The organism is Bradyrhizobium mercantei, assembly GCF_001982635.1.
Taxonomy (GTDB): Bacteria; Pseudomonadota; Alphaproteobacteria; order Rhizobiales; family Xanthobacteraceae; genus Bradyrhizobium; species Bradyrhizobium mercantei.
Genome location: NZ_MKFI01000011.1, coordinates 99,815 through 125,994, shown reverse-complemented (window position 1 = coordinate 125,994; position 26,180 = coordinate 99,815). Strand labels below are relative to the sequence as shown.

The window sequence follows — 26,180 nt, the reverse complement described above, 5'->3', positions numbered from 1 at the left end:
GAAGGACAGGTCCGATGCCGGCTGACAAACTCTTCATCAATGCCAGGCTCGGTGACGGCACGCGCCGCGATATACTGGTTCGTGGCGGCCGCATCGTTGCGATCGAAGCGAGCGGCGCGCGCCCCGTCGGCGCCGAGGTCGTCGATCTCGGCAATGCGCTCGTCGTGCCCGGCTTCGTCGAGGGCCACATCCATCTCGACACCAGCTTCTACGGCGACAGCTGGCGGCCGCACCGTCCCTGCACCAATGGTTTCGACGTCCATGAGCGGGTTGCGTTCCAGGCCGAGAACCTTGCTGCCGCAGCTCCAATGGACGTGCGGGCACGGAACCAGCTCGACCTCTGCATCGGGCATGGCACGACGCAGATGCGCAGCCACGTCATGGTCGACGGCTCGGTCGGATTGAAGTCGCTCGAGACCATCCTCAGGGTGCGCGACGAATATAAGCACCTGATCGACATCCAGCTGGTGGCGTTTCCGCAGAGCGGGATCCTGAGCAGCCCCGGCACGCCGCAATTGCTCGACGACGCCATCAAGCTCGGCGCCAATGCCGTCGGCGGGCTCGATCCCGCGAGTTTCGACCGGGATGTCGAAGGGCATCTCGCCGTCGTGTTCGGTGTCGCGCAGAAGCACGGCGTCGACGTCGACATCCATCTCCATGATGGCGGCATGCTCGGCGCCTTCGAGGTCGAGCAGATCGCGGCACGGACGCGCGCGCTCGGCATGGAAGGCCGCGTCGCCGTCAGCCACGCCTACGGGCTCGGCGACATCCCCGCCGATGCGCTGAAGAAGACCGCCGATATCCTGGCGCGCTCGGGCGTGGCGATCATGACCAATGCGCCGGGCAGCCGGCCGTTTCCGCCTGTCGCCACGCTCAGGAAAGCCGGCGTCACCGTGTTCAGCGGCAATGACAACATCCGCGACTCCTGGTGGCCCTATGGCGACGGCGACATGCTGGGCCGTGCGATGATGATCGGATACCGCTCGGGTTTCTACACCGATGACGAACTCGCGATCGCGTTCGATATGGTGACCGCGGCCGGCGCCAAGGCGCTGAGGCTCGAAGACTACGGCCTGCATGTCGGAGCCAAGGCCGATTTCGTGACCTTGAACGCCGTGCACATCCAGGAGGCCGTGGTCGCGCGGCCCGCCGGGCGATCGGTCTACAAGGCCGGGGTCCTCGTCGCGCGCGACAATCGCGTCGTCAGGCAAGCCGGCGGGGCCTAGCGACGCGGTGGAATGATCGCGCGCAGGATGTCCGCCTTCCAGCGCTGCCGGGCGCCGTCGAATGCCGCGAAATCGTGATCGAATTGCCAATAGGCCCACGCCCAGCCGTTTCGCTCCGCGCCTCTCGCCATGAACGACAGGTACTTCGCGCGGCTCTCCGCGGGAGCGCGCTCGTAGACGCCGAACTCGCCAAGGTAGATCGGGCGCTGTTCTTTCTCCGACCAGATCCGGATCTTGTCGAAATCGGCAGAGGCCCTCGCCTCGTCTTCCGCAGAGCCCCAATTCAGCGGGCCGATCTTCGAGAAGGTCGCCGACCACGGTGCGCCCTGATGGGTGAATTGCAGCGGCAGGTAATAGTGGAACGTGACGATGAGGTTTCTGTCGCCGGCCGGCAACGCCAGCTGGTCGACCGGCAGCTCCTCGGTGTTCAGGATGGCGACCATCACGTTGCGCTTCGGATTCGTTCCCCTGATGATTGCAAGGCAATCGGCGAGCAGCGCATTCCACTCGGCCGAACTCATGTTGCCGCCGGGCTCGTTGAGGATCTCGAACACCAGCGCCGGATATTTCCCCGCATAGCGCGACGCGATCTGGCGCCAGAACGCCTTGAGCTTCACGCTGCAGTCCGCAACGTCGCGCTGGCAAAGATCGGTGTCGTGCTCATCGAGGACCGGAACGAGCCTGTTCGCCAGCACCTGCTCGATCACGGCGTCGAGGCGCCGCAGGACCGCGTCGTCCAGCATGTTGCCCGAATCCATGCGCCGGAAGCCGAAGAAGTTGATCCGGACATGCGAAAAGCCGGCGTTGCGGATGGCCGCGAGGTTTTCCAGACGGAACGGTGCGTTCTGATGGCCGTCCCAGATGCCGTCATAGCCAAGAATGTTGATGCCGCGCCCCAATGCCGCGCCCCCCGGAGACGCGCCCTGCCCGGCGCCATTCACCGGCGAGATCAGCAGGGCGGAAAGCCCCGCCGCCAGCAGCGCGCAAGATACTCTTTGAAGCAATCGAACCACGGTCATGGCTGCTCCACTTCGCGCAGCCGCACGCGCGACGGCGGCAGCGACCGGCACACGGCAAGGAAGAACGCGATCAACAGCACCGATGTGAACATCGTCGAGCGAAGGAACACCGTCTCGGTGAAATTGGTCTGGCAGTTGAGGAAGACGAACCCGATGATCAGCGCGCAATGCAGACGATCGATTGCGCGTCCTGCGATCAGGCAGAGCACCTTGTAGGAAAACAGGAAGACACTGGCCGTGAACAGGACATAGCCCAGGAATCCGGTCTCGATAAGAACCGCGATGTAGCCATTGTGGTAATTGTCGAGCACCCAGCCGTGGTTCTGGTTGAAATAATCGTAGATCTCCGGATTGGTCCAGAATCCGTTGATGCCGAATCCGAACAGCGGCGCGTCGTCGAAATGGCTGATCGCGTACTGCCAGATGAAGGTTCTTTCGGTAAAATCGATCGTCGTGTCGAAGACGTGGATCGAGTCGTATCCGGTCGTGTAGAAATACAGGATCAGCAGCGCCGCCGCGACGCACATGACGCAGGGCAGGATCGCATAGACCTGCATGCACCTGACCGACCACAGCGAGGTCAGCAGCAGCGCGCAGGCAACCAGCGACAAGGCGCCGGCGCCGCGCGACTCCGAGAGCATGACGCAGGCCGAGGCCAGCAGAAACGTCACGAGGAACGGCAGCCATCCCTGCCCGGTGATCTTCCGGTAACAGGCAAAGAACATCAGATAGGCGGCGGCGAAGCCCAGGGTTTGCTTCGACTCGAAGACACCTTGCCACTGCCCTTTGTGCATCCAGGTCTGATCGATCCCGATGTCCGGCAGGGCGACCGCACAGAATGCCGAGCCCGCGATCAGCACGAACAGGCCGCGGGTGGTCGCCTTCACGATGTCGTCGATGTCGAGGCGGGTGATCATGCAGAACGCGCCAAGCGTCGTGATCGCAAGCGCCGCCGCCTTCATGAGCGAGGCAGCGCTCATGCTTGTCCAGAACACGGAAACCGTCGCGAACGCATAGAAAGCGACAATGGCAAACGTGTCGAGATTGAAGGCCAGTCGCAGGCGCGGACGGATGAACAGGCTGGCGTAAATCAGCACGCCCCACATCAGCAGCGCGACAGCCTGCTGCAGCAGGGTCAACTCGGTCGGCAGCAGCGCGGCGTGAAAGGTCCCCATCGACATGATCACGTTGATGGTGATCGACCAGCTGACGACGGTCCGCGCGAAGCTTTCCGCCTCTACGCCGGGCGCCTGCCAGGTCGAGCTATCGAGGGCACGGCCATCCATATTGTACTCCGCTCATCAGATGAGCTTGCGCCTCCGGTGGATCGGCCGGAGCGCACATTGCACTCGCTGGACTTCAGTCTTTGGTCGCTGAGGATCGGGTCCGGTTGAACAGCAGATAGAGAGCGTGCGGGTTGGTCGTCAGGTACCGCCAGAGCAGCCGGCGCGGCTCGAGCCAGAGCCGCCAGGCCCATTCGAGGCCGACGATCTGCATCCATCGCGGCGCGCGCGGCCGCGAGCCGGACAGGAAGTTGAACAATCCGCCCGAAGTCTTGATGACGCCGACATTGCCGAGCCGCGGCATGTATTCGTCGACGAAGGCCTGCTCATAGGGCACGCCAAGCGCGACCCAGAGGAAGTCCGGCGCCAGCGCGTTGATCTCGTCGACCTTGGCCCGCAGCGCATCGCCGCGCAGATAGCCGTGCGAATGGCCGACGATCTTGAGCGCCGGATACGCCCGGCGGACATTGGCGATGGCGGCCTCGTTCTCGGCTTCGTTCGCGCCGAACAGATAGAAGGTCAGCCCGAGCTCCTCCGCCTTGCGCGCGACGTCGTGGAACAGATCCGTGGTCGCGACGCGCTCGGGAAGCGGGTTCGGCGAACGGAGCTTGGACACCATGACCAGCGGCTGGCCGTCGGCATTGATCAGGTCGGCGGCGCGGAACAGACGATCGGTCATCGGCTCGGTCGAGCAGCGCGACAGCACCTCGCCGTTGGCGGAGGTCAAATAGAGCGGGCGATTGACACGCCGGTTCGGATGCACCGCCTCGACCATGAAGTCCGCGGTCTGCTCGCGATCGAGCACGGCGAGCCGCAGCCCGCCGATGGTTTCCCGGGGGACGCCGGCGGTCGCAGCCCTGCCGACGGGATTGATGCGACGCTCCGGAGCACCGTTCGGCAGCGATGACCGGGTTGGCATATCCGCTGCGAGTGCCGGTTGCTTGCCAAGCGACGTGTCGCAAATCCGGACAGGCGAAACAGCTGCGTCTGAATCGAGACGCTGGGCTCCCTCGCGATTGCCGCGCACAGGCGAAATTGCATGGGAAATGCGGGCGTTTTGGCTGTGACTCAACATTTCAGGAGGGACTCCAGTGCTTCCGTGCCCTCAACTGCAATATCCGGTCCAGACCAGGCGCGGCGTCGCGTCGCAATCTCGATTGGTTCAGGCCGTAAAGAGATCGTTAACGATGCCGGCCGCGCGCATCGTTTCGGAGGCAAGCGACGCTCGACCAGCAACAATATGCAAAGGTCGATGCATTACATTAATCCAAATCCTATTCTACCGGTGCCCGCCGCCATCAGCCTTTGCTATAAGGATATAGCGCCGGCTCGATCGGCGCTTTGAGAACCCGTTTGTTTTTGGTTTCCCATGAATAAGAATGATGACGCGTTCGATGTCAGCATCGACGACGCATTCGACTTCCTGTCAGAAGAATACGCGACGTTGTTTGAAGGCTCGGATGCGACTGCCTTCCAACATCCGATATGGCTCGACAGCCTCTATCGCAAGCTGGCTCCCGCGGCGGCGGCGAAGCCGCTGATCGTGGTCGTCCGCTCCCGCGCAACCGGCGCGCTGGCCGCCGTATTGCCGATGCTGCGCGTACGCCGCGGGCCGATGCGCACAATCGAATTCGCAGACCTCCGCGTGTCCGATTATTTGTCGCCGGTCTGCAGCATCAAGACATTCGCCGACCTGCTCCAGGACGGACGCGCCTGCGAGAGGCTTCGGCAACTGGTGCGGCCGTTCGATCTGCTGCGCATGCCCAAGCTGCTCGATGCCAGGATGCCGATCGAGAATCTGCTCGGGGCACCTCACCGCAGCCTGATGGACACCAACGCCTATGCGACGGTGCTGGTCACGCCGTTCGAGCAATGGCAGCTCAACGCGTTGGGGCGCTCCTATCAGAAGGAGCTGGCAAAGAAATGGCGCCAGATCCACAAGAAGGGCTCGCTCACCTTCTCGTGTTGCGACGACGACGCCTCCATCGGCGAAGCCATGGCGACGATGCGGAAGTTTCGCGGTCCGCGCTTCCACGCGCAGGGTGACGGCGACCTGCTGCAGCATCCGGAATATTTCGATTTCTATTCGACCGTGGCGCTTCGCGGCCTCGGCTCCCTCGCGCGGCTCTACGCCATGAAGATGGATGGCGAAGTCATCGCCACCGCCCTCGGGCTGGTCCACCGTGACAGCCTCCTCGTCGTCATGACGGGGTTCGACGTCGATGGATACAAGAGCCAGTCGATCGGCGCGCTGACATTCGAGAGCGTCGCCAAGGATTGCATCGAGCGTGGCGGCCGGGTGCTGGACTTCACCATCGGCGACGAGCCCTACAAGATGCAGTTCGGCGGTCAGCCGACGCCGATGTCGGCGGTGACGCAGGCCGGCAGCGCGGCCGGCTCGCTCGCATTGTTTGCCCTGAAGCAGGCACCCTGGATCAAGCAGGCCGCCAAGCGCGTGACCGACCTCAGGCCGATCCGCACCTCGACCGGCACGCGCTGAAGCGCGATGAAAATCTTCATCGCGCTTGAGCTGTTTGTTTTGAGCAAGATCTCGGCGCTAACGGTCGCCTAGCGGAGCGCGCTGCGGACGCGCATCACCCATCCCGGGTGAATCCGGTCCACCTGATGCGTGACCATCCGGCGCAGGAAGTGCAGCTTCCGCTGCATGGTCCAGCGCACGTCGGTGTTCGAGGTCAACGCCTCCCGGTAGCGTGCCAGATGCAGCGAGTGCTGGTCGGCGGCGAGCTTGTCATGATCGGAATAGAACTGCGCAATCTTGTCGGTGCCCATGCCGTCGGTCTCGAGCCAGCGTGGCACATAATCCATGCACAGACGCTCGACATCCACCAGCAGCCGGCCGACGCCGGTCCCGGCGGCGGGACAGTTGGTCTGGAACGCATCGCCGATCAGCACGACGCCGGGCTGCAAATGGCCCTCGGTCACGGTCAGGTCCATGACCCAGTTCTGCACCTGGCCGACGACCTGGAAATCGCCGAGATAGGTTTCCAGTCCCGGCATCAGGCGAAGCAGCGTCTGCCTGGTGTCGCGGCGCAGCTCGCGCATGATCGGATCGGTCGGGTCGCGGAACATGAACAGGTTCGCCCGCATGCCTCCCGACATCGGAAACAGGCTGAGATAATCGACGCCGTCGGCCGCCTGCTTGCCGTAGCAGGTCAGCGCGTCGAAATCGAACGGCGCGTTGTCGGGACGCGCGATCGTGAAGCCGAAGGAAACCGAGTGGCGCGCCGCCAGCATCTGCCGGCGCATTCCAAGACCGTGGCCGAGCGCGTTCGCCATGCCGGTCGCCAGGATGACCAGACGCGAGACGACGCGCTTTCCGGAAACCAGCGTCAATTGCTGACGATCCTCGCTGCAGCTGACATTGGTCACCTGGTCGAGCAGGAAACCCGACTGGTCCGGCGTCAGGCCGCGGGCCATGTTGACGAGGTTGGCATAGGAAACCCCGTAGGATCGGCCGACGCCGATATCGACCAGCCTGCCGTTCCTGATGTTGAGCACCCGGTCGTAGGGCGCGGCGATGGCCTTGACGTCGTCGATGAAGCCCAGCCGGCGCAGGCTATCGATCTGTCGTCCGGCGAGTTTCTCGACGCGGAATTCGTCCGGCGGAATCGAGCGCTTGTCGATCAGGACGACCCGGTACCCGGCTCGGGCGAGCACTGCCCTCGCGAGCGAGCCTGCCAGACCGGCGCCAACAATGGCGACGTCAGCTTCGATGACCTCGGTCTCGGAGGTCGCAATCGGCTTAGTCATACTTTCTTCGACAACCATGTTTGTCCGCTCCGACGGCTAGTTGCCCGCGGAACTGCAAGTTCCTTGCCTGCCGTGCCGCCACTCCGCGCGAGCACCACGAGCCCCAATATTGAGGTTAACGAAAGCATCCGGACCGCGAGCAGCCGGCTCCCGGCACATGCTTTGCACCGTGGTCGGCCATGAAACCGAACGTTTGCAGGCTCCGCAGCAGGACGGCGGGGCGATTGCCCCGGCAGTGGCGCTGTGGCGTTGACGCGCCGGCGCAGGCCTCACTGGCGCGCTCCGTTGCACTGGACCGAGCGCGGCACCAACCTGCACCGTTTGGAGACAGAGCGGGCGGCGACGTTCCAGAATGGAGCACCGCGACATTTGGCCCGATTCACAACTGCGTGGAGCCGGAAGCCATTCGGAAGGAACGGAATCTTAGCAAGAGAACATTAACACTCCAGACTTCACCGCTTGCTACGGTCAACAGCCCGACTGGATATTGAGACGTCTCTGGTGATTGCCTCTGTTCTTCAATTGCTACGGCGCGATGTCACGCGCGGCGTTGCCGGGACCATCCTGCTCAAGGTTGGCAGCGGCGGGCTCGCGTTCGCGTTGTTCTCGCTGGCCGCACGGGCGATGACGCCGGATGCATTCGGCGACTTTGCGACCCTGCTCTCCGTGGCCCAGATCGCCTCGGTCATAGGCCTCGCCGGCCAGGAGCTGCTGCTGGTCCGCTTCCTCAACGAGTACGAGGTACGCGGCGAGAGCGAGTTCACCAAGGGCGTGCTGCTGTCGAGCCTGAGGAATTCCGCGATCGGCATGTTGATCTCGATCGCCGCGATCGCGGCGGTGGCAAGCATTCGCGGCGAGTGGTGGCTCCTGATCCTCTCGGTCTCGGCGTACACTGCCGTCAATGCCGGCCTGATGCTCGGCAGCCAGATCGCAAGGTCGCTGGTCAGCATCCTGATGGGCGAAGGCAATCGGGAGTTCTTCTGGCGCGTTGCCGTTGTGCTGGCCCTGATCGCAGTGCTGTTCGGCCACCGGCAGCTCACCCCCGCCGAACTGTTCACCGCGATGAGCGTCGCGATGGCGCTCGGGCTGATCGTGCAGATCGTGTCGATCATGCGCGTGCTGCCCAACCTGCGCTCGGTCACCGCACGCTTCGAGAGCTCACGCTGGAACCGGAGCGCGTTCCGCTTCTGGCTCTCCTCCATTCTCGAAGCGGCAAACCAGTATTTCGACGTCATCCTGGTCTACTGGATGCTGGATCCGGCCACCGCGGGCGTCTATTTCGCTGCCTCGCGCCTGGCGAACATCTTCGCCATGCTGTCGGCCGCGCTCTACACCTTCGGTGCGCGCCGGCTGCCCTCGCTGTACTTCAGCAAAAATCACAGCGAGCTCGAACATACGCTGAAGCTGATGGCCGAGGTGACCGCGCTCTGCGTGCTCAGCGGGCTCGTCATCGTCTGGGTCGGCGCGCCCTATCTTCTCGGCCTGTTCGGGCCGCACTTCGCCGCGCAGCAGTGGGTGCTGATCGTGCTCGCGATCGGAACCGCGGTCCAGGCGGCCGGCGGTCCCTCGGCCGCGGTTCTGCAACTGACCGGGCATGAGCGCGATTATGTTCCGGTGGTCGCCGCCAACGTGGCGCTGCGGCTGGTCGGATTTGTCGTGCTGATCCCCTGGCTCGGCGTGCTCGGCGCCGCGATCTCGGCGACGGTCTCGCTGGCGCTCGCGACCATCGCGCTCAACGTGCTGTGCCGCCGGCGGACCGGCGTCGACCCGTCAATCCTGGTGCTGTCGCATCTGTCGTCGCCGAAGCAAGGGGCCTATGCGGTTCGCGTTGCCGACGGCAACGACTAGGACTTAGCTAAATCGCCTTTGCCAATCCCAGGGCTTCGCCCTGAGGGCTGCGAACGGCGGCATTGGCCGCCACGCGATTGACGACGAGCGCGGTCGGGACCGACCCAAATCTGGCTAGATCAGCCCGCGCCTTGCCGATCGCGGCCGCGTTGGCGGCACCCTCGCGAACCACGAGGATCACCAGATCGGCATGGGCGGCCAGCGCGACCGCATCCGGCTGCATGGCAAACGACGACGCATCGACGATGATGAGGCCGAAATCGGCGCGAATGTCGTCCGGCGGATAGGGCGGCGCCTTGCTGCTGGCGCCCAAGAGTTCGACGACGGACGGCAGGTCGGCCTTGATGATCCCGGAGCCTTGCGGCGGCGCGGCCTCGGCGCGCTTGGCTTCCATCTCGATCAGGACGCTGAGCGTGCCGTTCTTCACGGCGGAGCGATTGAGCGACCGGGCAACGGTGCTGCCGCCCGCGCCGGCCTCGACCGACAGCAGGAGCGCCACCTTGCCGTGATCGCCGGGAAGCTGCTCGATGTTCTCGACCAGCAATTGAAGATGCGGACTGAGATCGGGCTCGGCCGTCGTGGAAATCGGCGTCTGCCAGACGCTCCTGACGGCATCCGGCGACACCATGTTGGGAATCCGGGCCAGCACCGGCAATCCCGGCGGCAGCGCAGGCTGCGGCACGGCCGGGGCCGAGGCCGGCGCGGGTGGCTCGGCCCGCCGAAGCGGCGGAAGGGGCTTGATCGGGAGCTGCTTCAGATTGAGGCCGGGAACGGCGACGATCGCCGTCGACGTCAGCAGCGAGACGATTGCGAGCGCCGCGAGCAACAGCGGAAGCGGCGGCATCGTCGAACGCACCGGCGGCGTCGCAGGCGAGGCGACCTTGGTCTGCGAGCTCTGCAGCAGCCGCTGCTCGTCGGTCGTCTTGTAGCGCGAGAGGAACTGCTCGTAGATGTTCTTGTTGGCGTCGGCGTCGCGCTGCAATTCCTGCAACTTAACGAGCGCCTGACCGTCCACCAGGATCTGCGATTCAACCGCCTTCAACTGGTCCTCGAGCGCCTTCTGCTGGTCGCGTTGCGCCTCATATTCCGACTTCGCGGTGTCGATGTTCTTCTTCCGCTCGATCTCGATCTGCCTGTTGAGGTCGTTCAGCTGGCTGAGCGATATCACCAGATCGGGATGGCGGTCGCCGAGCACCGCGCGCTTCTGCGCGATCTGGTCGTTGAGCGCCGAGCGTTGGGCACGCAGCACGCTGAGCAGGTCCTGCTTGACCGGCCCGTCGACATTGGCCTTCAGGTCGCGCTGCGACTGCTCGTAGCGGGCCTTGGCTTCTTCGGTGCGGGCGCGCGCGGCGGCGACTTGCTGCGTCAGGTCGGTGACGCGCAATTGCTGGGTGGTGGATTCCTTGCCGGCGTTGACGATGCGGTGCTCGAGCTTGAATTTGGCGACGGCATCTTCCGACGAGCGCAGCCGGTCGTTCAATGTCTTGAGCCGGCTCTTCAACCAGTCGGCAGCCTCGTCGGTTGCCACGCTGCGCGTTCCGCGCTGGCTGGCGACGAACGCCTCGGCGATCGCATTGGCGTAATACGCCGCGCGCTGCGGGTTGTTGGACGTGAACTTGATGGCGATGACATAGGTCAATCCGCGCCTGGAGATATCGAGCCGGTTGCGAAACCGGTCGAGCAGGCGCGTGGCGTCGGTCCTGCCGCCCGCGATGTCGCTGTCCTCGGCGACCTTGAGCTGATCGATCAGCGGCCCGAGAAATCCGTCCGACTTGGCGATCTCGACGTAGCTCTGCAGGGCTGCGGCATCTTGCCCGATCCCCGGCAGGACGTCCTGATCGGTGGTCACACGCTGCTCGCGCGGATCGACGACGACGAGCGCCGTCGCGGCGTAGCGCGCCGGGATCAGCATCAGCAGGATGATACCGACGGCGAAGATGACCGCGGCGAGCATCAGGATGCGTTGACCGTTCTCGCGAAAAAAGGCCAGCACGCCTGGAATGCTTAGCACGCCCTTGGTGGTTTCCGCGGAGGATTGGCCGGTCGGCACGCCGGCAGTTTCCCACGACGCTGCGGGTTCCGTGGCATCGGAACGTCTCGGGCCGACGCGGCTACCGAACTTCATGGGGCTCTGACTCTACTTTACTGACGGCACTGCTCAGTGCCGGCCCAACGTAAATATCTATGGTTAATCCGCAGTTACCCCCTCTTGATGCGGCCGTAACCAATTAGTTAACGAGCCCGCTGTACCCTATGTGTGAGACAATGGCTCTCGATTGCTGGCAATGTCTGATCGCACCAAATGAGCAGTAACCTCACCACGCGCTACTCGGTGCACGAGCGCGCTTCGCGTGATAAATACGCGCGCAAAAATCAGGGAGACCAAACCACTCCCTCGACGGGTGAGGAATCCGTGCTCCATTACGCGCCGGGCACAGAATTGCGCGAGGCACCGACCGCGTCGCGCGATCGACCGAACGAGAGCAAGCCGAAGCTGCGTGTCGTCCTGGTGCAGACCCAGGCCGAGAACGCCGGCGCGCAGGAGATATCGCGGCTGCTCGGTGCCGGCCTCACTGCGCGCGGCTACGACGTCAGCAACCTGTTCTTCTTCCGCAAATCGGATTCCTTCGACGAGCCGCCCAACACGTTCTACTGCGCACAGACCCGCCCGGGAAATCCGCTGGCGCTGCTGCGCATGCTGTGGACGCTCGCCGGCCATCTCAGGACCATCAGGCCCGACGTCGTCCTGACCTTCCAGCACTTCGGCAACGTGATCGGCGGCGGCGTGTCGCGGCTCGTCAGCCGCGCTCCCGTCATCGCCAACCAGGTGTCGTCGGCGCTGTCGATGAGCATGCCGGTGCGCGCCGCCGACATCATCATGGGGTCGACCGGCTTCTTCCAGTGCATCACGCTGAATTCGCGGGACATGGAGCGGGAATACGCCCGCTACCCCGCGCCCTATCGATCGCGCATGAAGCACGTCCCGCACGGCTTCGACGACAAGTCGCACTCGCTGCCGAAGGACGTTGCACGGCAACAGTTCAAGCTGCCGCCGGATCGCACCCTGCTCGGCTGCGCGGCACGGCTGCACCCGCACAAGCGGCTCGATGCGGCCATTCGCCTGCTGGCTGCCGACCCATCGTGGCACCTCGCGCTCGCCGGCCAGGGCGCCGATGAAGGGCGACTGAAAACCCTGGCGGACGAGCTCAAGGTCTCGGACCGCCTGCACTTCATCGGCGAGATTCCGCCGCGCCAGATGGCCGATTTCCTGGCGTGCCTCGACGTCTTCGTCTTCCCGACGCAGGCCGAGACTTTCGGCCTCGCCGCGGTCGAAGCCGCGAGCGCCGGCATTCCCTGCGTCGTCAATGATCTCCCGGTGCTGCGCGAGGTGCTGTCCTACGAAGGACAGCCCGCGGCAATCTTCGTTGACGCCGCAAACGAGGCCGAGTTTTCGGCCGCGGTGTCGAAGGTCCTGACCGATCGTTCGTTGAGCGACCAGCTGCGGCAAAGCGCCGTGGGCCTGAAGTCGCGCTACTCGTTGGATGCCATGATAGAGGAATACGTCCGCATTCTCGCCGACGCCGTGGGGGCGGACGCGCACTAGGAAGTTGGGCTGGCCATGATTATCGAGTTTCGCTGCGATCGCGAGCAGCCGCGGCTCTGGATGTGCCGTGAGTCACTGCGCGTCAACGATCAGGATATCCCCGTTCAAATTGCCTGGATTACGACGCCGGGGCCCCGCCCCGCGGGCCTGCACGCCCTCTTCGAGCTGGAGCGCATCGTGCTGCGCAAGGGCAAGGCCGGCGGCGCCGACAGGTTGAAGACGATCCCGGAGCGGCCGCGCGCAGGCAACCCCGACGTGGTGGTCGACTTCACCGGCGCCGAGCGCGATCCGAACTGCTCCGCACAGCTCTATCTCCGTCCGCGCTTCAACGGCCACGCCGGAGAAGGCGCCGCACTGGCGGCCATTCTCGCCGGCGACCTGCCGGTGATCGAAATCGTCAATGAGCGCGACGGCGCGGTGATGGACCGCGGCCATCCTTCCGCGGAGATCGCGGCCGGCCTGAGCGGCGGGCTCGAAACGGTCATGCTGCGCACGCTGTCGATGCTGCCGCCGATTCTGTCGGGGGCTCCGCGGCTGGTGCCGCAACTGGCCGTCCCGGTGAGCGGCAGCGCAGCGCCGAATCCCGCGCCCTTTGTGATGCGTGGCGTTGCGACGTCGATCGCAAAGGAAATCTATCGTCTCTGCTGCTACGCGCCGCATTGGCATATCGGCTGGCGCTACGCCGAGGATGCCGATGTCTGGCGCAGCGGCGACTTGTCGGGCCCTGCCTGGAAGGTGCTCGGCGATCCCGGCAACCACTTCTATGCCGATCCTGTCCCGGTGAAATGGCAGGGCCGGACCTTCGTGTTCTTCGAAGACCTCGACCACCGCACCGGCAAGGGCATCATCTCCGCGATCGAATTCGATGGCAGTGGGCCGATCGGCGCGGTGCAGCCGGTGCTGGAAGAGCCCTGGCATCTGTCCTATCCGTTCCTGATCGAGCACGGTGGCGAACTCTGGATGATCCCGGAAAGCACCGCGCATCGGGACGTTCCGATCTACAAATGCATCCGCTTTCCGGACAAATGGGAGCGGCACGCAACGCTCCTGTCCGGGCTCGAACTTGCCGATGTGACCATCACGCAGCACAACGGCCTTCACTACATGTTCGGAGCCTGGCGCGACGGCACCGGCGGATATTCCGACACGCTGGCGATCTACTACGCCGAGCAGCTGTTCGGGCCGTGGAAGCCGCATGCGAGCAATCCGATCCTGATCGATCGCGCGACCACGCGGCCGGCCGGAAACTTCGTGACCGTCGATGGCAGACTGTGGCGGCCGGTGCAGGATTGCACCAACGGATACGGCGCGGCACTCGGACTTGCGGAGGTGCTCGAACTGTCGCCGACGACCTATAGGCAGGAAGTTCGGCATCTGCTCAAGCCCGGGCCGCAATGGACCGGGCGCAAGCTGCACACGCTCAACCGATGCGGCCAGCTCGAGGTGATCGACGGCTCGCGGGTTCAACCGAAGACCGCAGCCTTGCTGGCCGGCCTTCGGTCGAACGACCGGTCATCGCAATCGGATTGGCACAATGCGCTGGCGAGGCCGATCGCGCGACGGCCGCACTAGCGCACGCGCGATCACTCCTGCCGCTCAGTTCGTGTCGGCGCTCAGCACGCCGCCGAACTGTTCCCACGAGCTTCCGGTCCAGCGCTGCAGCTGAAGCTGGGTATAGGCCATGCTGTTGTCGGGGCCGGTGTTGATCGTGATGCCCGGCATCAAGGTCGGCAGCACCAGTCCCTTGATGTTGCGCGCCTGCTTCACGATGTTCTCCCGCGACAGGTCGTCGCCGCATTGCTTGAGCACCTGCTCCAAAATCTGACCCTGCTGGGTGCCGAACAGATAGTTGTTGTCGCCGATGTCGGCGCCGGGAAGATACTTCTCGAAGTGCGCGCGATACCACTTCATGCCGGGATCGTCGGCCCACTTCTTGTCGTTCGGATCCTTGGTGATGGTCGCGACGACCACGCCGACCGCCTTGTCCACGCCGGCCGGCACGATGGTCGCGGAAACCGAGCTCGACACGTAGTTGACGATGGTGAGCGGCGTCCAGCCGATCTCGCTCGCCTTCTTGATCGCCTGCGCGGCGAATTTCGGCGTGCCGGCGATCAGGAACGCCTGGGCGCCCGACGCCTTCAGCGTCACCACGCGGGATTCGATGGTGGGCTCGGTGACCTCGTAGGGCGACGTCACCACCTTCTTGTCGAACTCGCCCTTGAGCACGTCCTTGAACGCGGCGACGAAGTCGCGGCCGAGATCGTCATTCTGGTAGAGGATCGCAATCTTGGCATCGGGCGCCGTCTGCGCGATGTACCGGGCGTAGATCTTTCCTTCGGTGCTGTAGCTCGGCAATCCCGTGGTGGTCAGCGGAAACTCGTTGAAGTTCGCGAACTTGGTCACACCGCTGACGACGAAGAGATGCGGCACCTTCTTTGCGGTGACGTACTTGATCGTCGCGCCGATGCCGGGCGTGCCGAGCGGGCTGAACAGGAACGCCACCTCGTCGCTCTCGATCAGCTTGCGGGTCTGCTCCACCGCCTTGGGCGGCGAATAGGCGTCATCGTAGGTGATCAGGTTGATCTTGCGGCCGTTGACGCCGCCGCGGTCGTTGACGGAATGAACGTAGGCGATCAGGCCCTTGCCGGTGTTGCTGAGCGGCGATGCCGGGCCGCTGAACGGGAATGTCGCGCCGACCTTGATTTCCGGCTCCGAGATCCCCGGCGTTTCGGCGCGAACCGGTGCGGCGGCTACGGTGGCGAGCATCGCCACGGAAACGGCAAACGTTCTCAACAACATGAAATTCCCCCTTCGCTTTTATGAATTGACCGATGCGACTGTTGTCGCGCCTACCAGGTCTCGCCGAACGGCCTGATCTCGACGTTGAACGACCACGCGCTGCGATCCTGGTGGGTGACGTGCCAGATCTCGTCCGCGATCGCTTTCGGCTTGATGAAGAAGTCGTCCGGCCGCTCCGGCCAGCGCTTCCGCGTCCACTCCAGATCGATCACCGCATCGATCACGACATAGGCGACATGAACCCCTTGCGGCCCCAGATCGCGCGCCATCGCCTCGGCGAGGATCCGCTGCGCCGCCTTGGTCGGCGCGAACCCCGCGAAGCCGGCCTTGCCGCGCAGCGCCGAGGTATTTCCGCTCGCAATGATAGCGCCCTTGCCGGCGCTGATCATCGCCGGGGCGAACCGCCTGGCCAGATACAGCAGGCCCATCGTGTTGACCTGGAAGTTGCGATTGAGAATCTGCGGATCGATCTCGCGGAAGGTACCGAACGCGCCGCCGACGGCGTTGTGGATCACCACATTGGGGTTGCCGAGATCGCGCTCCACGGCCGAGGCCGCTGCCTCGACCTGCGCGGGATCTGACACGTCGCAGCGATAGGCCTTTGCACCGGGCAGCTGCTTTTCGAGCGCGGCGAGCCGCTCCTCGTTCCTCGCAAGCATGGCGACGCGATAGCCGCCCTCGGCGAACCTCCTCGCGAGCGCCGAGCCGGTGCCGGGCCCAACGCCGGATATCAGGCAAACAGGAGCGGACATCCGATCAATCCTCCGCGTTAGAACCAACAGGTGTCATGGTCAAGCCGCTGCCTTCGATCGCAGCTTCTCGACATAAGGCTTGAGGTCGGGCGCAAAATGCGCGTGCGCGACCAGCCGGGCAAAGTGAGCGAACATAAGCGGATACCCATCCTGCACCCCGGGATGCAGGATCCTGGTCAATCCCTGCTTGTCCAATTGCTCGCTCCGCCCGTACTCGTTCATGAACAGCGCGAGCTCGGCGGCAAAGCAGATGTCGGCAATCGAGATGCCGTCCCCGACCAGCATCTCGCGCCGTGGCGACAGTGCCTGCTCGATTCCGGACGCATAGATCGCGAACGCATCCCTGGCGCGCGCATGGATCGCCGCATCGACCGTGCCGCCCGAGAGCGCGAGCAGATAGATCTGGGTGTCGCGCGCGAACACCAGGCTGACATCGAGGAAACTGTCGATCCTGGACGCCTCGTAGGCGTCACGCCCGTAGAGCGGAAACTTCGCGTCGCCAAGCCGCGCCACCGCGCGCATGATGCTGTTGGACTCGAAGATCCCGACCTTGCCGTCGGCGCCGAACGCGGCGGGCACATTGCCGAACGGATGCGCGGCCATGAACGCATCGGTCTTGTATAGCTGCGCTCCGGTCAGGCCGACCTTCCCGGTTCGCGCGAGCGAGGCGAGCTCGGCGCGCTCCTGCTCCGCCAGCGGATGGGCATCGTAGTCCCACAGCCAGTCGCGCAATTCCTTACCCGAGGCACCCCTGACCTCGACGTCGACGCCGCAGAACCGCGCCGCGATGGTCGCTTTCCAGACCCGCGGGTTCGGCAGATAGGAGAAGATGCGCAAGGCGGCCATGGTGGCTGCTCCGGTGCTGTTGCGTCAGGCGGCGAGCTTCAGGATCGTGACGACGTCGGCGGGCTCGCGGATCGGCTGCGGATTGGCGCGCGTGAAGATCGACAACATCGCGTTCTTGCCGATCAGCTCGAAGCGATCCTCGCCGACGCCGACATCGGCGAGCCGCCGCGGCAGGCCGAGCTCCGCGATAAAGCCGGCGAATGCCTCGCTGGCGTCGCGGCCGGGCGCGCCGAGCGCGGCGGCGATCGATTGCTGGGCCGCTTCCGTTGCAGGGCGGTTGTAGCGCAGCACGCTCGGCATCATCACCGCGGTACAGAAATAATGCGGCACGTCGCAGGTGCCGCCGAGCACGTGACCGATGGCGTGGCTCGCACCCATCGGCACCCGCGACTGCAATCCGAACGCCGACAGCCAGGAGCCCAATTGGCAATTCAGCCGTGCCGCCTCGTCGTTTGGGTTGGCCTTGGTGCGGAGCAGGCCGTCATGCAGGTAGCGCAGGCCCTGCTGGCACACCGCATCGACCAGCACGTTGGGACGGCTGGAACAGATCGCCTCGATGCCGTGATCCATCGCGCGGGTACCGGACCCGAGCCAGAGCTTCTCCGGCGTGTATTTCGTGATCGCGGGATCGAGGATGATGCTGCGCGGCATCATCATCGGGTGGTTGAAGATCTGCTTCAGCTTGCGGCTGGTGTCGGTGACCAGCGCCCCTGAATTGTACTCGCCGCCCGACAGCGTGCTGGGAATCGCGATCATCCGGACCTTCGGGTCGCGGAACGGCCCGAAGCGGCGCTCCGGCGTGGTCTCGAAACCGTCCAGCCCCGCAGGTTCGAAGATTTCATTCTCCATGCACATCAGCACGATCTTCGCGGCATCGACCACCGAGCCGCCGCCGATCGCGACGACGAGATCCGCCTTGGCCTCGCTGGCCTGCCGCGCGATCAGCGTCACCACGTCCCGCGTGGTGTGCTGCGGCACGCCGTCGAAGGTCGCGGCATAACGATCGCCGAGACCTTTACGGATCTTCTCGATCTCGTCGGTCGTGGTGTTCAGCGTCCGGCTGGCGATCAGATAGACGCGTTTGGCGCCCAGCCGTTCCGCCTCCTCGCGCAGCGCTTCGGCCGCCGGCTTGCCGTAGATCACGGATTCCATGGTGGGATACTGATGGCTGCCGACGACGCCCATGCTTCACTCCCTCGATGGTGCCGTGAGTTAAGCTGCCGGTCAGGCCGACAGCTTGGTGAAATCGGGCTGGCGCCGTTCGGCGAAGGCGGCAAAGGCCTCGCGCGCCTCCGGCGTCGTCAGCCGCTGCTTGAACAGCACGCCTTCCTCGGCGATCTGCGCCGCGATCCTTTGATGCTCGCGCATCAGCTGCTTGGTCATGCCGAGCGAACCGGCCGGCCGCTTGGTCAGCGCGATCGCCGCGTCATGGGCCTTCTTGCGCAGATCGGCCTGCGGCACCACGGCGTTGGCGAGGCCCGATGCCAGCGCGCCGGGCGCATCCATCGGCTCGCCGAGCGCGAACATCGCATAGGCGCGCGCGTGCCCGATCCGCAAGGGAAGCAGCCAGCTCGATGCGGCCTCCGGCACCAGAGCGAGATTGACGAACGGCGTGATCAGCCGCGCGTTCTCGGCGAGATAGACCAGGTCGCAGTGCAGCAGCATGGTGGTGCCGACGCCGACCGCATTGCCCTGCACGGCCGCGACCAGCGGCTTGCCGACCTTGCTGATGGTCTCGATGAAGCGATGCGCGGGGCTATCGACCGTGCCTTCGCCGCGCGCCTGGCTCGCGAAGTCTGCCAAATCGTTACCGGCCGTAAAGCTGTCGCCATCGCCCTGAAACAGGATCACGCGGACGGATGCATCCGTCTCGGCCTGCTTCAATGCGTTCGACATGGCGTCGTACATCGCGCCGGTCAGCGCGTTCTTCTTCTCGGGCCGTTGCAACGTCAGCGTCATCACGCCACCGGCAATCTCAACCTTGACATGTTCCGTCATGGCCATCTCCTCAGGCGACCGCGCGGGCGGGCTTGGTTTCGAATGTGCCGTCGAGGAAGCCGGTCAACCGCTGCCGGATGATCTGCTCGGCCTCGGCCATGATGCGGTCGATCAATTCCTTGACGGTCGGGATGTCGTTGATCAGGCCGACCACCATGCCGCAGCTCCAGGCGCCGGCATCCATCTCGCCCTCGATCATCACCTTCGGGTAGACGCCGGCGACCTGCTCGTGGATGTCCTCGATCTTGAGCCTGGCGCCCTTCTCGCGCTCGATCTCGAGCAGCTCGTCGACGCCCTTGTTCTTCAGCACCCGCTCGGTGTTGCGCAGCGCGCGCATCACAAGCCGCGTGTCGAGTTCGTCGGCATCGAGCAACGCCTGCTTCACATTGGGATGAACCGGCGCTTCCTTGGTGGCGATGAAGCGGGTGCCCATGTTCATGCCGGCCGCGCCCATCGAGAGCGCTGCCACCAGGCTGCGCGCATCCGCCATGCCGCCCGAGGCGACGAACGGGATCGTCAGCTCGTCCGCTGCGCGCGGCAGCAGGATCATGTTCGGGATGTCGTCCTCGCCGGGATGACCGCCGCATTCGAAGCCGTCGACGCTGACTGCGTCGCAGCCGATCTTCTCGGCCTTCAGCGAATGCCGCACCGAGGTGCATTTATGGATCACCTTGATGCCGGCAGCCTTCAGCGCCGGCATGTACTGTTCGGGACTGCGGCCCGCGGTCTCCACCGCCTTGACGCCGCCCTCGCGGATCGCGGCGATATATTCGGGATAGGGCGGCGCGGTGAAGCTCGGCAGGAAGGTGAGGTTCACGCCGATCGGCTTGTCGGTCATGTCGCGGCAGCGCGCGATTTCTTTGGCCAGCAGTTCCGGCGTCCGCTGGGTCAGGCCGGTGATGATGCCGAGGCCACCGGCATTGGACACCGCGGCCGCCATCTCGGCGAAGCCGACATAATGCATGCCGCCCTGGATGATCGGATGCTGGATACCGAACAGTTCAGTGATTGCTGTCTTCACAAGTCTCTCCCGCGTTTCCGGTCAGTGGATGATTTCGAACAGGCCGGCCGCGCCCATGCCGCCGCCGATGCACATGGTCACCACGCCGTATTTCGCCTTGCGCCGCCGGCCCTCGATCAGCAGGTGGCCGGTGAGCCGCGAGCCCGTCATGCCATAGGGATGACCGATCGCGATCGAGCCGCCATTGACGTTGAGCTTCTCCGGATCGATGCCGAGCTTGTCGCGGCAATAGATCACCTGCACCGCATAGGCCTCGTTGAGCTCCCAGAGATCGATGTCGTCGATCTTGAGGTTATGCCGCTTCAACAGCCGCGGGATCGCGGCGACCGGGCCGACGCCCATCTCGTCCGGCTCGACGCCGGCGGCGACGAAGCCGCGGAAGATGCCGAGCGGCTTGAGGCCCTTCTGCGCGGCGACCTTGTCGCTCATGATCACGCAGGCCGAGGCGCCGTCCGAGAGCTGGCTGGCATTGCCGGCGCTGATGGTCTTGCCCTCGAACACCGACTTGATCTTGGCAAGCCCCTCCGCCGTGGTGTCCGGCCGCGGGCCTTCGTCCTTGGCGAGCGTCACCTGCTGGAAGCTGACTTCCTTGGTGTCCTTGTTGACCACGGCCATCTTGGTCGTGAACGGCACGATCTCGTCGTTGAAGCGGCCGCCCTGCAGCGCGGCGCCGACGCGGCGCTGGCACTCGAGGCTGTATTCGTCCTGCTGGTCGCGGCCGATCCCGTAGCGCTCGGCGACGACCTCGGCGGTCTCCAGCATCGACATGTACATCTCGGGCTTCATCGCCATCAGTTCGTCGTCGACGGCGTGGAACCGGTTCATGTGCTCGTTCTGCACCAGGCTGATCGACTCGATGCCGCCGCCGATCGCGATCTCGACGCCATCCAGCATCACCGAACGCGCGGCGACCGCGATCGCTTGCAGGCCGGAGGCGCATTGCCGGTCGATGGTGGTGCCGGCGACCGTGACGGGAAGTCCGGCGCGGATCGCGCCCTTGCGCGCGACGTTCATCACCATGGTGCCCTGCTGCATGGCGCAGCCCATCACGACGTCCTCGACCTCGCCGGGCGCGATGCCGGCGCGCTTCACGGCTTCGGCCATCACGTGGCCGGCCAGGGTCGGGCCGTCGGTGTTGTTGAGCGCGCCGCGATAGGCCTTGCCGACGCCGGTGCGCGCGGTGGAAACGATGACTGCATCCTGGGACATGCTTGCCTCTCTGAATTAAGCCGCGTCGAGCTGCGCGTAGCGCAGCACGTGATAGGCGGGATCGCCGAACTGGATGTTGATGGAAGAAATCCGCTTGAAGTAATGGCCGACATTGAGCTCGTCGGTCATGCCCATGCCGCCGTGCAGCTGCACCGCCTGATCGGCGACGAACTTGCCGGCATAGCCGATCTTGGATTTTGCACCCGACGCCAGCCGGGAGACGCCGGCGTCGTCGTCCCTGAGACTGAGGCTGAGGTGCTGCATAAGGGACAGCGCTTCCTGATGCGCGATGAACATGTCGACCATCCGGTGCTGCAGCACCTGGAAGCTGCCGATCGTGACGCCGAACTGCTTTCGCGTCTTGGAATAATCGAGTGTCGCGTCATTCAGCTCGCCGATCGCGCCGACCGCCTCGGCGCACAGCGCGCCGATGGCGCGATTGCGGCAAGCCTCCAGCGCGGCGACACCTTCGCCTTCCTTACCCAGCAGCTCCCCGCGCACGCCGCGCAGGCTGATCTCTGCCGCGCGGCGGCCATCGATGGTCTTGAAGCTTTGCAGGTCGAGATTAGCGGCGCGGCGATCGACCACGAACAGGCTGACGCCGCCGCGGTCGTGGCGATGCCCCGAGGTGCGCGCCGAGACGATGAGGTAATCCGCCCACGGCGCGGCGAGCACCGCCGTCTTCTCGCCGGTCAGGACGTAGTCATTGCCGTCCCGGCGCGCGGTGGTGGTGACGGTGGCGAGATCGAACCGCGAGCCCCGCTCGGTCCATGCCAGCGCCCAGAGTTTTGATCCTGCGATGATGTCGCCAATGAAGGCCTGCTTCTGAACCTCGGAACCGGCGTGCTCGATCAAGCCGCCGGCAACGACAACCGTCTCGACGAACGGCTCGACCACGAGATGGCGGCCGAACTCCTGCATGACGATCATGGTCGACAGCGGCCCGCCGCCGAGCCCGCCCGCGGCCTCCGAGAACGGCGCGGCAAGCAGGCCGAGCTCGGCGAATTCGGCCCATTGCTTGCGGCCAAAGCCCTCTTCGCTCGCGACGATCTTGCGGCGGGCGTCGAAATCATACTGGTCGCGCAGCAGCCGCTGGACGCTGGACCGCAACAATTCCTGCTCTTCCGTGAACTGGATATCCATCCGATCCTCTCGTTGCGCTGCTGCTAGAGCGTGATGAGACGCGCGTTGTGTCCTTGTTTGGGCATGGTGCCCTAGAGACCAAGCACCGCCTTGGCGATGATGTTGCGCTGGATCTCGTTCGATCCGCCGTAGATCGAGAGCTTGCGCGAGTTGAGATATTTCTCCGACGCCGTGTGGCCGTAGTCAGGGCCCGGCATGAAGTGATTGGCGCTGACCGGATGCTCGCGGATCGCAAGCCCATCATTGCCGATCGCCCGATGCGTCAGCTCGGTGATGTTCTGGAAGATCTCGGTGCCGCGGATCTTGAACAGCGAGGCCGCGGGTCCCGGATCGATGCCGCGCGCCATCTGGGCGACGACGCGAAGCTCGGTCGCCTCCAACGCCAGCACGTCGAGCTCGACGCGGGCTATATCCCTGATGAATTCCAGATGCGCAGGATCGTCTTCCGGGATTTCGGCCTTCACGATCTTCTTCAGCCGGTTGAGATAGCGCGTCGAGCGGCCGATGCCGGCCATGCTGGTGCGCTCATTGCCGAGCAGGAATTTGGCGTAGGTCCAGCCCTTGTTCTCCTCGCCGATCAAGTTCTCGGCGGGGACGCGGACGTTTTCGAGGAAGACGTCGTTGACCTCGTGCGAGCCGTCGATGGTGATGATCGGGCGCACGGTGACGCCCGGCGACTTCATGTCGATCAACAGGAACGAGATGCCCGACTGCGGCTTGGCCGCGGGATCGGTGCGGACCAGGCAGAAGATCCAGTCGGCATGCTGCGCCAGCGTGGTCCAGGTCTTGTGCCCGTTGACGATGTAATGGTCGCCGTCACGCACCGCCTTGGTGCGGACTGTGGCAAGGTCGGAGCCGGAGCCCGGCTCCGAATAGCCCTGGCACCACCAGTCCTCGCCGGACAGGATGCGCGGCAGGAACTTCGCTTTCTGCGCCGCGTTGCCGAAGCTGTAGATGACCGGGCCGACCATGGTGACGCTGAACGCCAATGGCGGCATCGTGCCGGCGCGGGTCGTCTCCTGCTCGAAGATGAACCGGCGGGTGATCGACCAGCCGGGCCCGCCATATTCCCTGGGCCAGAGCGGCGCGATCCAGCCCTTGTTATGCAGGATGCGATGCCACAGCAGCATCTGCTCCTTGGAGAGATCGGTCTCCGGATTGGCGACGCGCATCTCCGCCGGATAGTTGTCCTTGATGAAGGCGCGAACCTCGTCGCGAAACGCCGCATCTTCAGGGGATAGCGCGAGCTCCATCTGCCGTGCTCCCTACCACTTCTCGCCGAAGGGCCGGATTTCCAGCTCGAAGGTCCAGGCGCTCTTCGGCTGCTGGTAGAGCTGCCAGTAAGACGCGGCGACCGAGGCCGGCGGCATCAGCAGATCGGGATTGTCGAGCGCGTTGGGGCCGAGCGCCTCGATGCGGCGCTGCCGCACCCATTCGGTGTCGACGCCGGAATCGATGATCAGATGCGCGACATGGATGTTCTTCGGCCCCAGCTCGCGCGCCATCGCCTGCGCCACGGCACGCAGGCCGAACTTGGCGCTGGCAAAGGCGGCATAACCGCTGCCGCCGCGGAGCGACGCGGTGGCGCCGGTGAAGAAGATGTTGCCCTCGCCGCGCGCCGTCATCAGCCGCGCCGCCTCGCGCCCGGCCAGGAAGCCGGAGTAGCAGGCCATCTCCCAAACCTTGCGGAACACGCGCTCGGTGGTCTCGAGGATCGGGAAATTGACGTTGGCGCCGATGTTGAAGATGCAGACCTCCAGCGGCGCATGCTTGTCGGCGTCGTTGAGGAAAGCGGTGATCTCCTCCTCCTTGCGCGCGTCGAGCGAGCGCGCATGGATCTCGCCGCCGGCGGCCTCGATCTCCTTGACCAGCGGCGCGAGCTTGTCGCCGTTGCGGCGGCCGGCGAAGATCGTGAAGCCCTCGCTGGCGAACTTCTTGGCGATCTCGCCGCCGATGAAGTCACCGGCACCAATGACGGCCACCGTCCTGTTTCTCTTCTGCATGGTGTACTCCGGTTCTGTTTGAGTGAACTGGCTTGCGGCGGCAGCGCAACCTCAGCTGCGCAGCGACTCCGCCAGCTTGTGCTTCAATAGCTTGCCCGTCGACGTCGCGGGCAGCGCGTCCATCAGGATAATCTCCGACGGGCGCTTGTACGAGGTCAGTTGCGGAGCAACATGGGCCATCAGGTCCGCTACCGTGACCTTCGATCCCTTGATCAGCTGCACGAAGGCAATGACCTCCTCATTGCCCTCGACCGGCCGGCCGACCACGGCGCATTGCACCACAGCATCATGCGTGCTCAGCACCGCCTCGATCTCGGCCGGATAGACGTTGAACCCGGAGCGGATGATCATCTCCTTGGTCCGCCCGACAATGTAGAGCGCGCCATCCTGGAAGCGAGCGAGATCGCCGGTGTTGAACCAGCCGTCAGGATCGATCGCCTTGGCGGTCAGATCGGGCGCCCGGTAGTACCCGCGCATCACGTTCGGGCCGCGAACATGGAGCTCGCCGACCTCTCCGTCGGCGACCGGCTTGAGGTCACGGCCGACCAGCTTGGCCTCGAGGCCGGGCATGACAGTTCCGACCGCGTGGTCCGCCCGCGGATTGTCAGGCCGGACGCCCGAGATACCCGGCGAGCATTCCGTGATGCCGTAGCCATTGAGGAGCGGCAGCCCGAGCTCCTGTTCGACACGGGTTTTGAGTTCGAGATCGAGCGGCGCGCCGGCCACCGAGATCACCCGCAACCGGCCGCGATCGAGCTTCGGCAGCCCGGCATTGCGGCGGTATTCGAGCAGGCGCTGATAGGTCGCGGGCACGCCGTTGAGGATCGTGATGCCCTCCTCGGCCATCGCCTTGACCAGCGCAGCCGGATCATACTTGGCGACGAGGCGCACGGTGGCACCGACCATCAAGGTCATCGTCAGCAGCGAGATGCCGACGATATGCGAGATCGGCAGCACGCAATATTGCACGTCATCGGCCGCCATCTTGCGGAAGGCCGCAGTGCCGCGGGCGCTGAACAGGAGGTTGCGATGGGTCAGCATCACGCCCTTCGGCGTGCCCGTGGTGCCGGACGTATAGATCAGAACCGCGACCTGGTTGGCACCGTCGGCCTCGACCGGCTCGGCAACCGTTGCCAGGTTCAGGGCGGTGACGGCGACGTTGCGGAGCGGGCCCACATCCTGAACGGTGGCCTCGTAACGCGCGGCATGCGCGGCCGCCTCCTGCGACACGTCGGCGGTCAGCAGCACGCGGCGGGCGCCGCTGTGATCCCTGATCTGATCCAGCTCGCGCGGCGACAGCCGCGGATTGACCACGATCGACCAGACGTCGAGCCGGCTTGCCGCCAGCAGCAGGCAGGCCAGCGGAATCGAATTCTCACTCACGATCATCATGCGGTCGCCGGCACGGATGCCGAGCGTCTGCAACGCGGCGGCGACGCGATCGACCGCTTGATCGAGCTCGCGATAAGTCAGCCGCATCGTGTCGTCGATCAGCGCCGGATGATCCGGCGTCGCCACGACGTAGTGATTGATCACCTCGTGGATGCGGTTCGGCAAGCCTTCCACACTTCCCTCAATCACCTGCGTCGTCGCCAGCACTGCAACCTCCCTGCATCAGCCCTTCGGGCTTGATTGTTGTCTTGAGACACTCCCGCTGA

Annotated in this window: 21 protein-coding genes; 5 read left to right on the top strand and 16 right to left on the bottom strand. The window is 64.8% G+C overall.

All coding sequences use genetic code 11. The features are described from left to right. Positions 1-14: 14 nt before the first annotated feature. Positions 15-1,226 carry an amidohydrolase family protein gene (locus BI327_RS37755; protein WP_076866595.1) on the top strand — a complete coding sequence of 404 codons (1,212 nt, stop codon included), beginning with the start codon at positions 15-17 and terminating at the stop codon, positions 1,224-1,226. Here BI327_RS37755 and BI327_RS37750 read toward each other — a convergent pair. The 3 genes from BI327_RS37750 to BI327_RS37740 form a co-directional block, all read right to left on the bottom strand. Next, a complete protein-coding gene (locus BI327_RS37750; protein WP_076866593.1) occupies positions 1,223-2,245 on the bottom strand; it encodes a glycoside hydrolase family 5 protein in 1,023 nt (340 codons plus the stop codon). The genes BI327_RS37755 and BI327_RS37750 overlap by 4 nt on opposite strands. After that, positions 2,242-3,531: an O-antigen ligase family protein gene (locus tag BI327_RS37745; RefSeq protein WP_076866591.1), complete on the bottom strand. Its 1,290-nt coding sequence runs from the start codon at positions 3,529-3,531 to the stop codon at positions 2,242-2,244. The genes BI327_RS37750 and BI327_RS37745 overlap by 4 nt, the downstream gene beginning before the upstream one ends. A 73-nt stretch (positions 3,532-3,604) precedes the next feature. After that, positions 3,605-4,447, bottom strand: a complete 843-nt coding sequence (locus BI327_RS37740; RefSeq protein ID WP_076866589.1) for a WecB/TagA/CpsF family glycosyltransferase — start codon at positions 4,445-4,447, stop codon at positions 3,605-3,607. Between the two features lie 450 nt (positions 4,448-4,897). Here BI327_RS37740 and BI327_RS37735 point away from each other — a divergent pair, with 450 nt between their 5' ends. After that, positions 4,898-6,028, top strand: coding sequence for a GNAT family N-acetyltransferase (locus BI327_RS37735; protein ID WP_076866588.1), 1,131 nt, complete (start codon positions 4,898-4,900; stop codon positions 6,026-6,028). Between the two features lie 68 nt (positions 6,029-6,096). On the opposite strand, the gene BI327_RS37730 is transcribed toward BI327_RS37735, so the two are convergent. Next, the gene (locus BI327_RS37730) at positions 6,097-7,317 is read right to left on the bottom strand and encodes an FAD-dependent oxidoreductase (RefSeq protein ID WP_076866586.1); all 1,221 of its coding nucleotides are present in this window, start codon (positions 7,315-7,317) and stop codon (positions 6,097-6,099) included. A 483-nt stretch (positions 7,318-7,800) separates the two neighbouring features. Between BI327_RS37730 and BI327_RS37725 the strand changes: the two genes are divergently transcribed. After that, positions 7,801-9,147, top strand: a complete 1,347-nt coding sequence (locus BI327_RS37725) for a lipopolysaccharide biosynthesis protein (protein WP_076866584.1) — start codon at positions 7,801-7,803, stop codon at positions 9,145-9,147. A 7-nt stretch (positions 9,148-9,154) separates the two neighbouring features. On the opposite strand, the gene BI327_RS37720 is transcribed toward BI327_RS37725, so the two are convergent. After that, a complete protein-coding gene (locus BI327_RS37720) occupies positions 9,155-11,272 on the bottom strand; it encodes a GumC family protein (protein WP_076866582.1) in 2,118 nt (705 codons plus the stop codon). A 288-nt stretch (positions 11,273-11,560) separates the two neighbouring features. Here BI327_RS37720 and BI327_RS37715 point away from each other — a divergent pair, with 288 nt between their 5' ends. Together BI327_RS37715 and BI327_RS37710 are read left to right on the top strand one after the other, a co-directional pair. Continuing rightward, on the top strand, positions 11,561-12,751 hold the full coding sequence (locus BI327_RS37715; RefSeq protein ID WP_089025706.1) for a glycosyltransferase family 4 protein: 1,191 nt from the start codon (positions 11,561-11,563) through the stop codon (positions 12,749-12,751). A gap of 15 nt (positions 12,752-12,766) precedes the next feature. Next, entirely contained in the window at positions 12,767-14,323 is a 1,557-nt protein-coding gene (locus BI327_RS37710; RefSeq protein ID WP_076866580.1) for a glucosamine inositolphosphorylceramide transferase family protein, read from the top strand. A 24-nt stretch (positions 14,324-14,347) separates the two neighbouring features. Here BI327_RS37710 and BI327_RS37705 read toward each other — a convergent pair whose 3' ends face one another. The 11 genes from BI327_RS37705 to BI327_RS37655 form a co-directional block, all read right to left on the bottom strand. Next, the gene (locus BI327_RS37705) at positions 14,348-15,550 is read right to left on the bottom strand and encodes an ABC transporter substrate-binding protein (RefSeq protein ID WP_076866578.1); all 1,203 of its coding nucleotides are present in this window, start codon (positions 15,548-15,550) and stop codon (positions 14,348-14,350) included. Between the two features lie 50 nt (positions 15,551-15,600). Continuing rightward, a complete protein-coding gene (locus tag BI327_RS37700; RefSeq protein ID WP_076866576.1) occupies positions 15,601-16,302 on the bottom strand; it encodes an SDR family NAD(P)-dependent oxidoreductase in 702 nt (233 codons plus the stop codon). Between the two features lie 39 nt (positions 16,303-16,341). Further along, positions 16,342-17,148 (bottom strand): glutathione S-transferase family protein, encoded by an 807-nt coding sequence (locus BI327_RS37695; protein ID WP_076866574.1) that lies wholly within the window; start codon positions 17,146-17,148, stop codon positions 16,342-16,344. Positions 17,149-17,172: 24 nt separating this feature from the next. Next, positions 17,173-18,333, bottom strand: a complete 1,161-nt coding sequence (locus tag BI327_RS37690; protein ID WP_076866572.1) for an iron-containing alcohol dehydrogenase — start codon at positions 18,331-18,333, stop codon at positions 17,173-17,175. Positions 18,334-18,372: 39 nt separating this feature from the next. Further along, a complete protein-coding gene (locus tag BI327_RS37685; protein WP_076866746.1) occupies positions 18,373-19,146 on the bottom strand; it encodes an enoyl-CoA hydratase-related protein in 774 nt (257 codons plus the stop codon). Between the two features lie 10 nt (positions 19,147-19,156). Then, positions 19,157-20,167, bottom strand: coding sequence for an NAD(P)H-dependent flavin oxidoreductase (locus BI327_RS37680; RefSeq protein ID WP_076866570.1), 1,011 nt, complete (start codon positions 20,165-20,167; stop codon positions 19,157-19,159). A 21-nt stretch (positions 20,168-20,188) separates the two neighbouring features. Next, complete coding sequence (locus BI327_RS37675) at positions 20,189-21,376, bottom strand: acetyl-CoA C-acyltransferase (protein WP_076866568.1); 1,188 nt, start codon at positions 21,374-21,376, stop codon at positions 20,189-20,191. A 15-nt stretch (positions 21,377-21,391) separates the two neighbouring features. Then, positions 21,392-22,519 carry an acyl-CoA dehydrogenase family protein gene (locus tag BI327_RS37670; protein ID WP_076866566.1) on the bottom strand — a complete coding sequence of 376 codons (1,128 nt, stop codon included), beginning with the start codon at positions 22,517-22,519 and terminating at the stop codon, positions 21,392-21,394. Between the two features lie 71 nt (positions 22,520-22,590). After that, on the bottom strand, positions 22,591-23,772 hold the full coding sequence (locus BI327_RS37665; protein ID WP_076866565.1) for an acyl-CoA dehydrogenase family protein: 1,182 nt from the start codon (positions 23,770-23,772) through the stop codon (positions 22,591-22,593). A gap of 12 nt (positions 23,773-23,784) precedes the next feature. After that, complete coding sequence (locus BI327_RS37660) at positions 23,785-24,522, bottom strand: SDR family oxidoreductase (protein WP_076866563.1); 738 nt, start codon at positions 24,520-24,522, stop codon at positions 23,785-23,787. Positions 24,523-24,573: 51 nt separating this feature from the next. Then, entirely contained in the window at positions 24,574-26,121 is a 1,548-nt protein-coding gene (locus BI327_RS37655) for a class I adenylate-forming enzyme family protein (protein WP_076866560.1), read from the bottom strand. Positions 26,122-26,180 lie beyond the last annotated feature (59 nt).

Excerpts from the sequence above, each read along its gene's own strand:
- BI327_RS37735 (WP_076866588.1), top strand. The coding sequence starts at position 4,898 with ATGAATAAGAATGATGACGCGTTCGATGTCAGCATCGACGACGCATTC.
- BI327_RS37710 (WP_076866580.1), top strand. The coding sequence starts at position 12,767 with ATGATTATCGAGTTTCGCTGCGATCGCGAGCAGCCGCGGCTCTGGATG.
- BI327_RS37740 (WP_076866589.1), bottom strand. The coding sequence starts at position 4,447 with ATGCCAACCCGGTCATCGCTGCCGAACGGTGCTCCGGAGCGTCGCATC.
- BI327_RS37750 (WP_076866593.1), bottom strand. The coding sequence starts at position 2,245 with ATGACCGTGGTTCGATTGCTTCAAAGAGTATCTTGCGCGCTGCTGGCG.
- BI327_RS37660 (WP_076866563.1), bottom strand. The coding sequence starts at position 24,522 with ATGCAGAAGAGAAACAGGACGGTGGCCGTCATTGGTGCCGGTGACTTC.
- BI327_RS37685 (WP_076866746.1), bottom strand. The coding sequence starts at position 19,146 with ATGACGGAACATGTCAAGGTTGAGATTGCCGGTGGCGTGATGACGCTG.
- BI327_RS37695 (WP_076866574.1), bottom strand. The coding sequence starts at position 17,148 with ATGGCCGCCTTGCGCATCTTCTCCTATCTGCCGAACCCGCGGGTCTGG.
- BI327_RS37700 (WP_076866576.1), bottom strand. The coding sequence starts at position 16,302 with ATGTCCGCTCCTGTTTGCCTGATATCCGGCGTTGGGCCCGGCACCGGC.
- BI327_RS37720 (WP_076866582.1), bottom strand. The coding sequence starts at position 11,272 with ATGAAGTTCGGTAGCCGCGTCGGCCCGAGACGTTCCGATGCCACGGAA.
- BI327_RS37670 (WP_076866566.1), bottom strand. The coding sequence starts at position 22,519 with ATGGATATCCAGTTCACGGAAGAGCAGGAATTGTTGCGGTCCAGCGTC.
- BI327_RS37745 (WP_076866591.1), bottom strand. The coding sequence starts at position 3,531 with ATGGATGGCCGTGCCCTCGATAGCTCGACCTGGCAGGCGCCCGGCGTA.
- BI327_RS37755 (WP_076866595.1), top strand. The coding sequence starts at position 15 with ATGCCGGCTGACAAACTCTTCATCAATGCCAGGCTCGGTGACGGCACG.
- BI327_RS37665 (WP_076866565.1), bottom strand. The coding sequence starts at position 23,772 with ATGGAGCTCGCGCTATCCCCTGAAGATGCGGCGTTTCGCGACGAGGTT.
- BI327_RS37730 (WP_076866586.1), bottom strand. The coding sequence starts at position 7,317 with ATGGTTGTCGAAGAAAGTATGACTAAGCCGATTGCGACCTCCGAGACC.
- BI327_RS37705 (WP_076866578.1), bottom strand. The coding sequence starts at position 15,550 with ATGTTGTTGAGAACGTTTGCCGTTTCCGTGGCGATGCTCGCCACCGTA.
- BI327_RS37675 (WP_076866568.1), bottom strand. The coding sequence starts at position 21,376 with ATGTCCCAGGATGCAGTCATCGTTTCCACCGCGCGCACCGGCGTCGGC.
- BI327_RS37690 (WP_076866572.1), bottom strand. The coding sequence starts at position 18,333 with ATGGGCGTCGTCGGCAGCCATCAGTATCCCACCATGGAATCCGTGATC.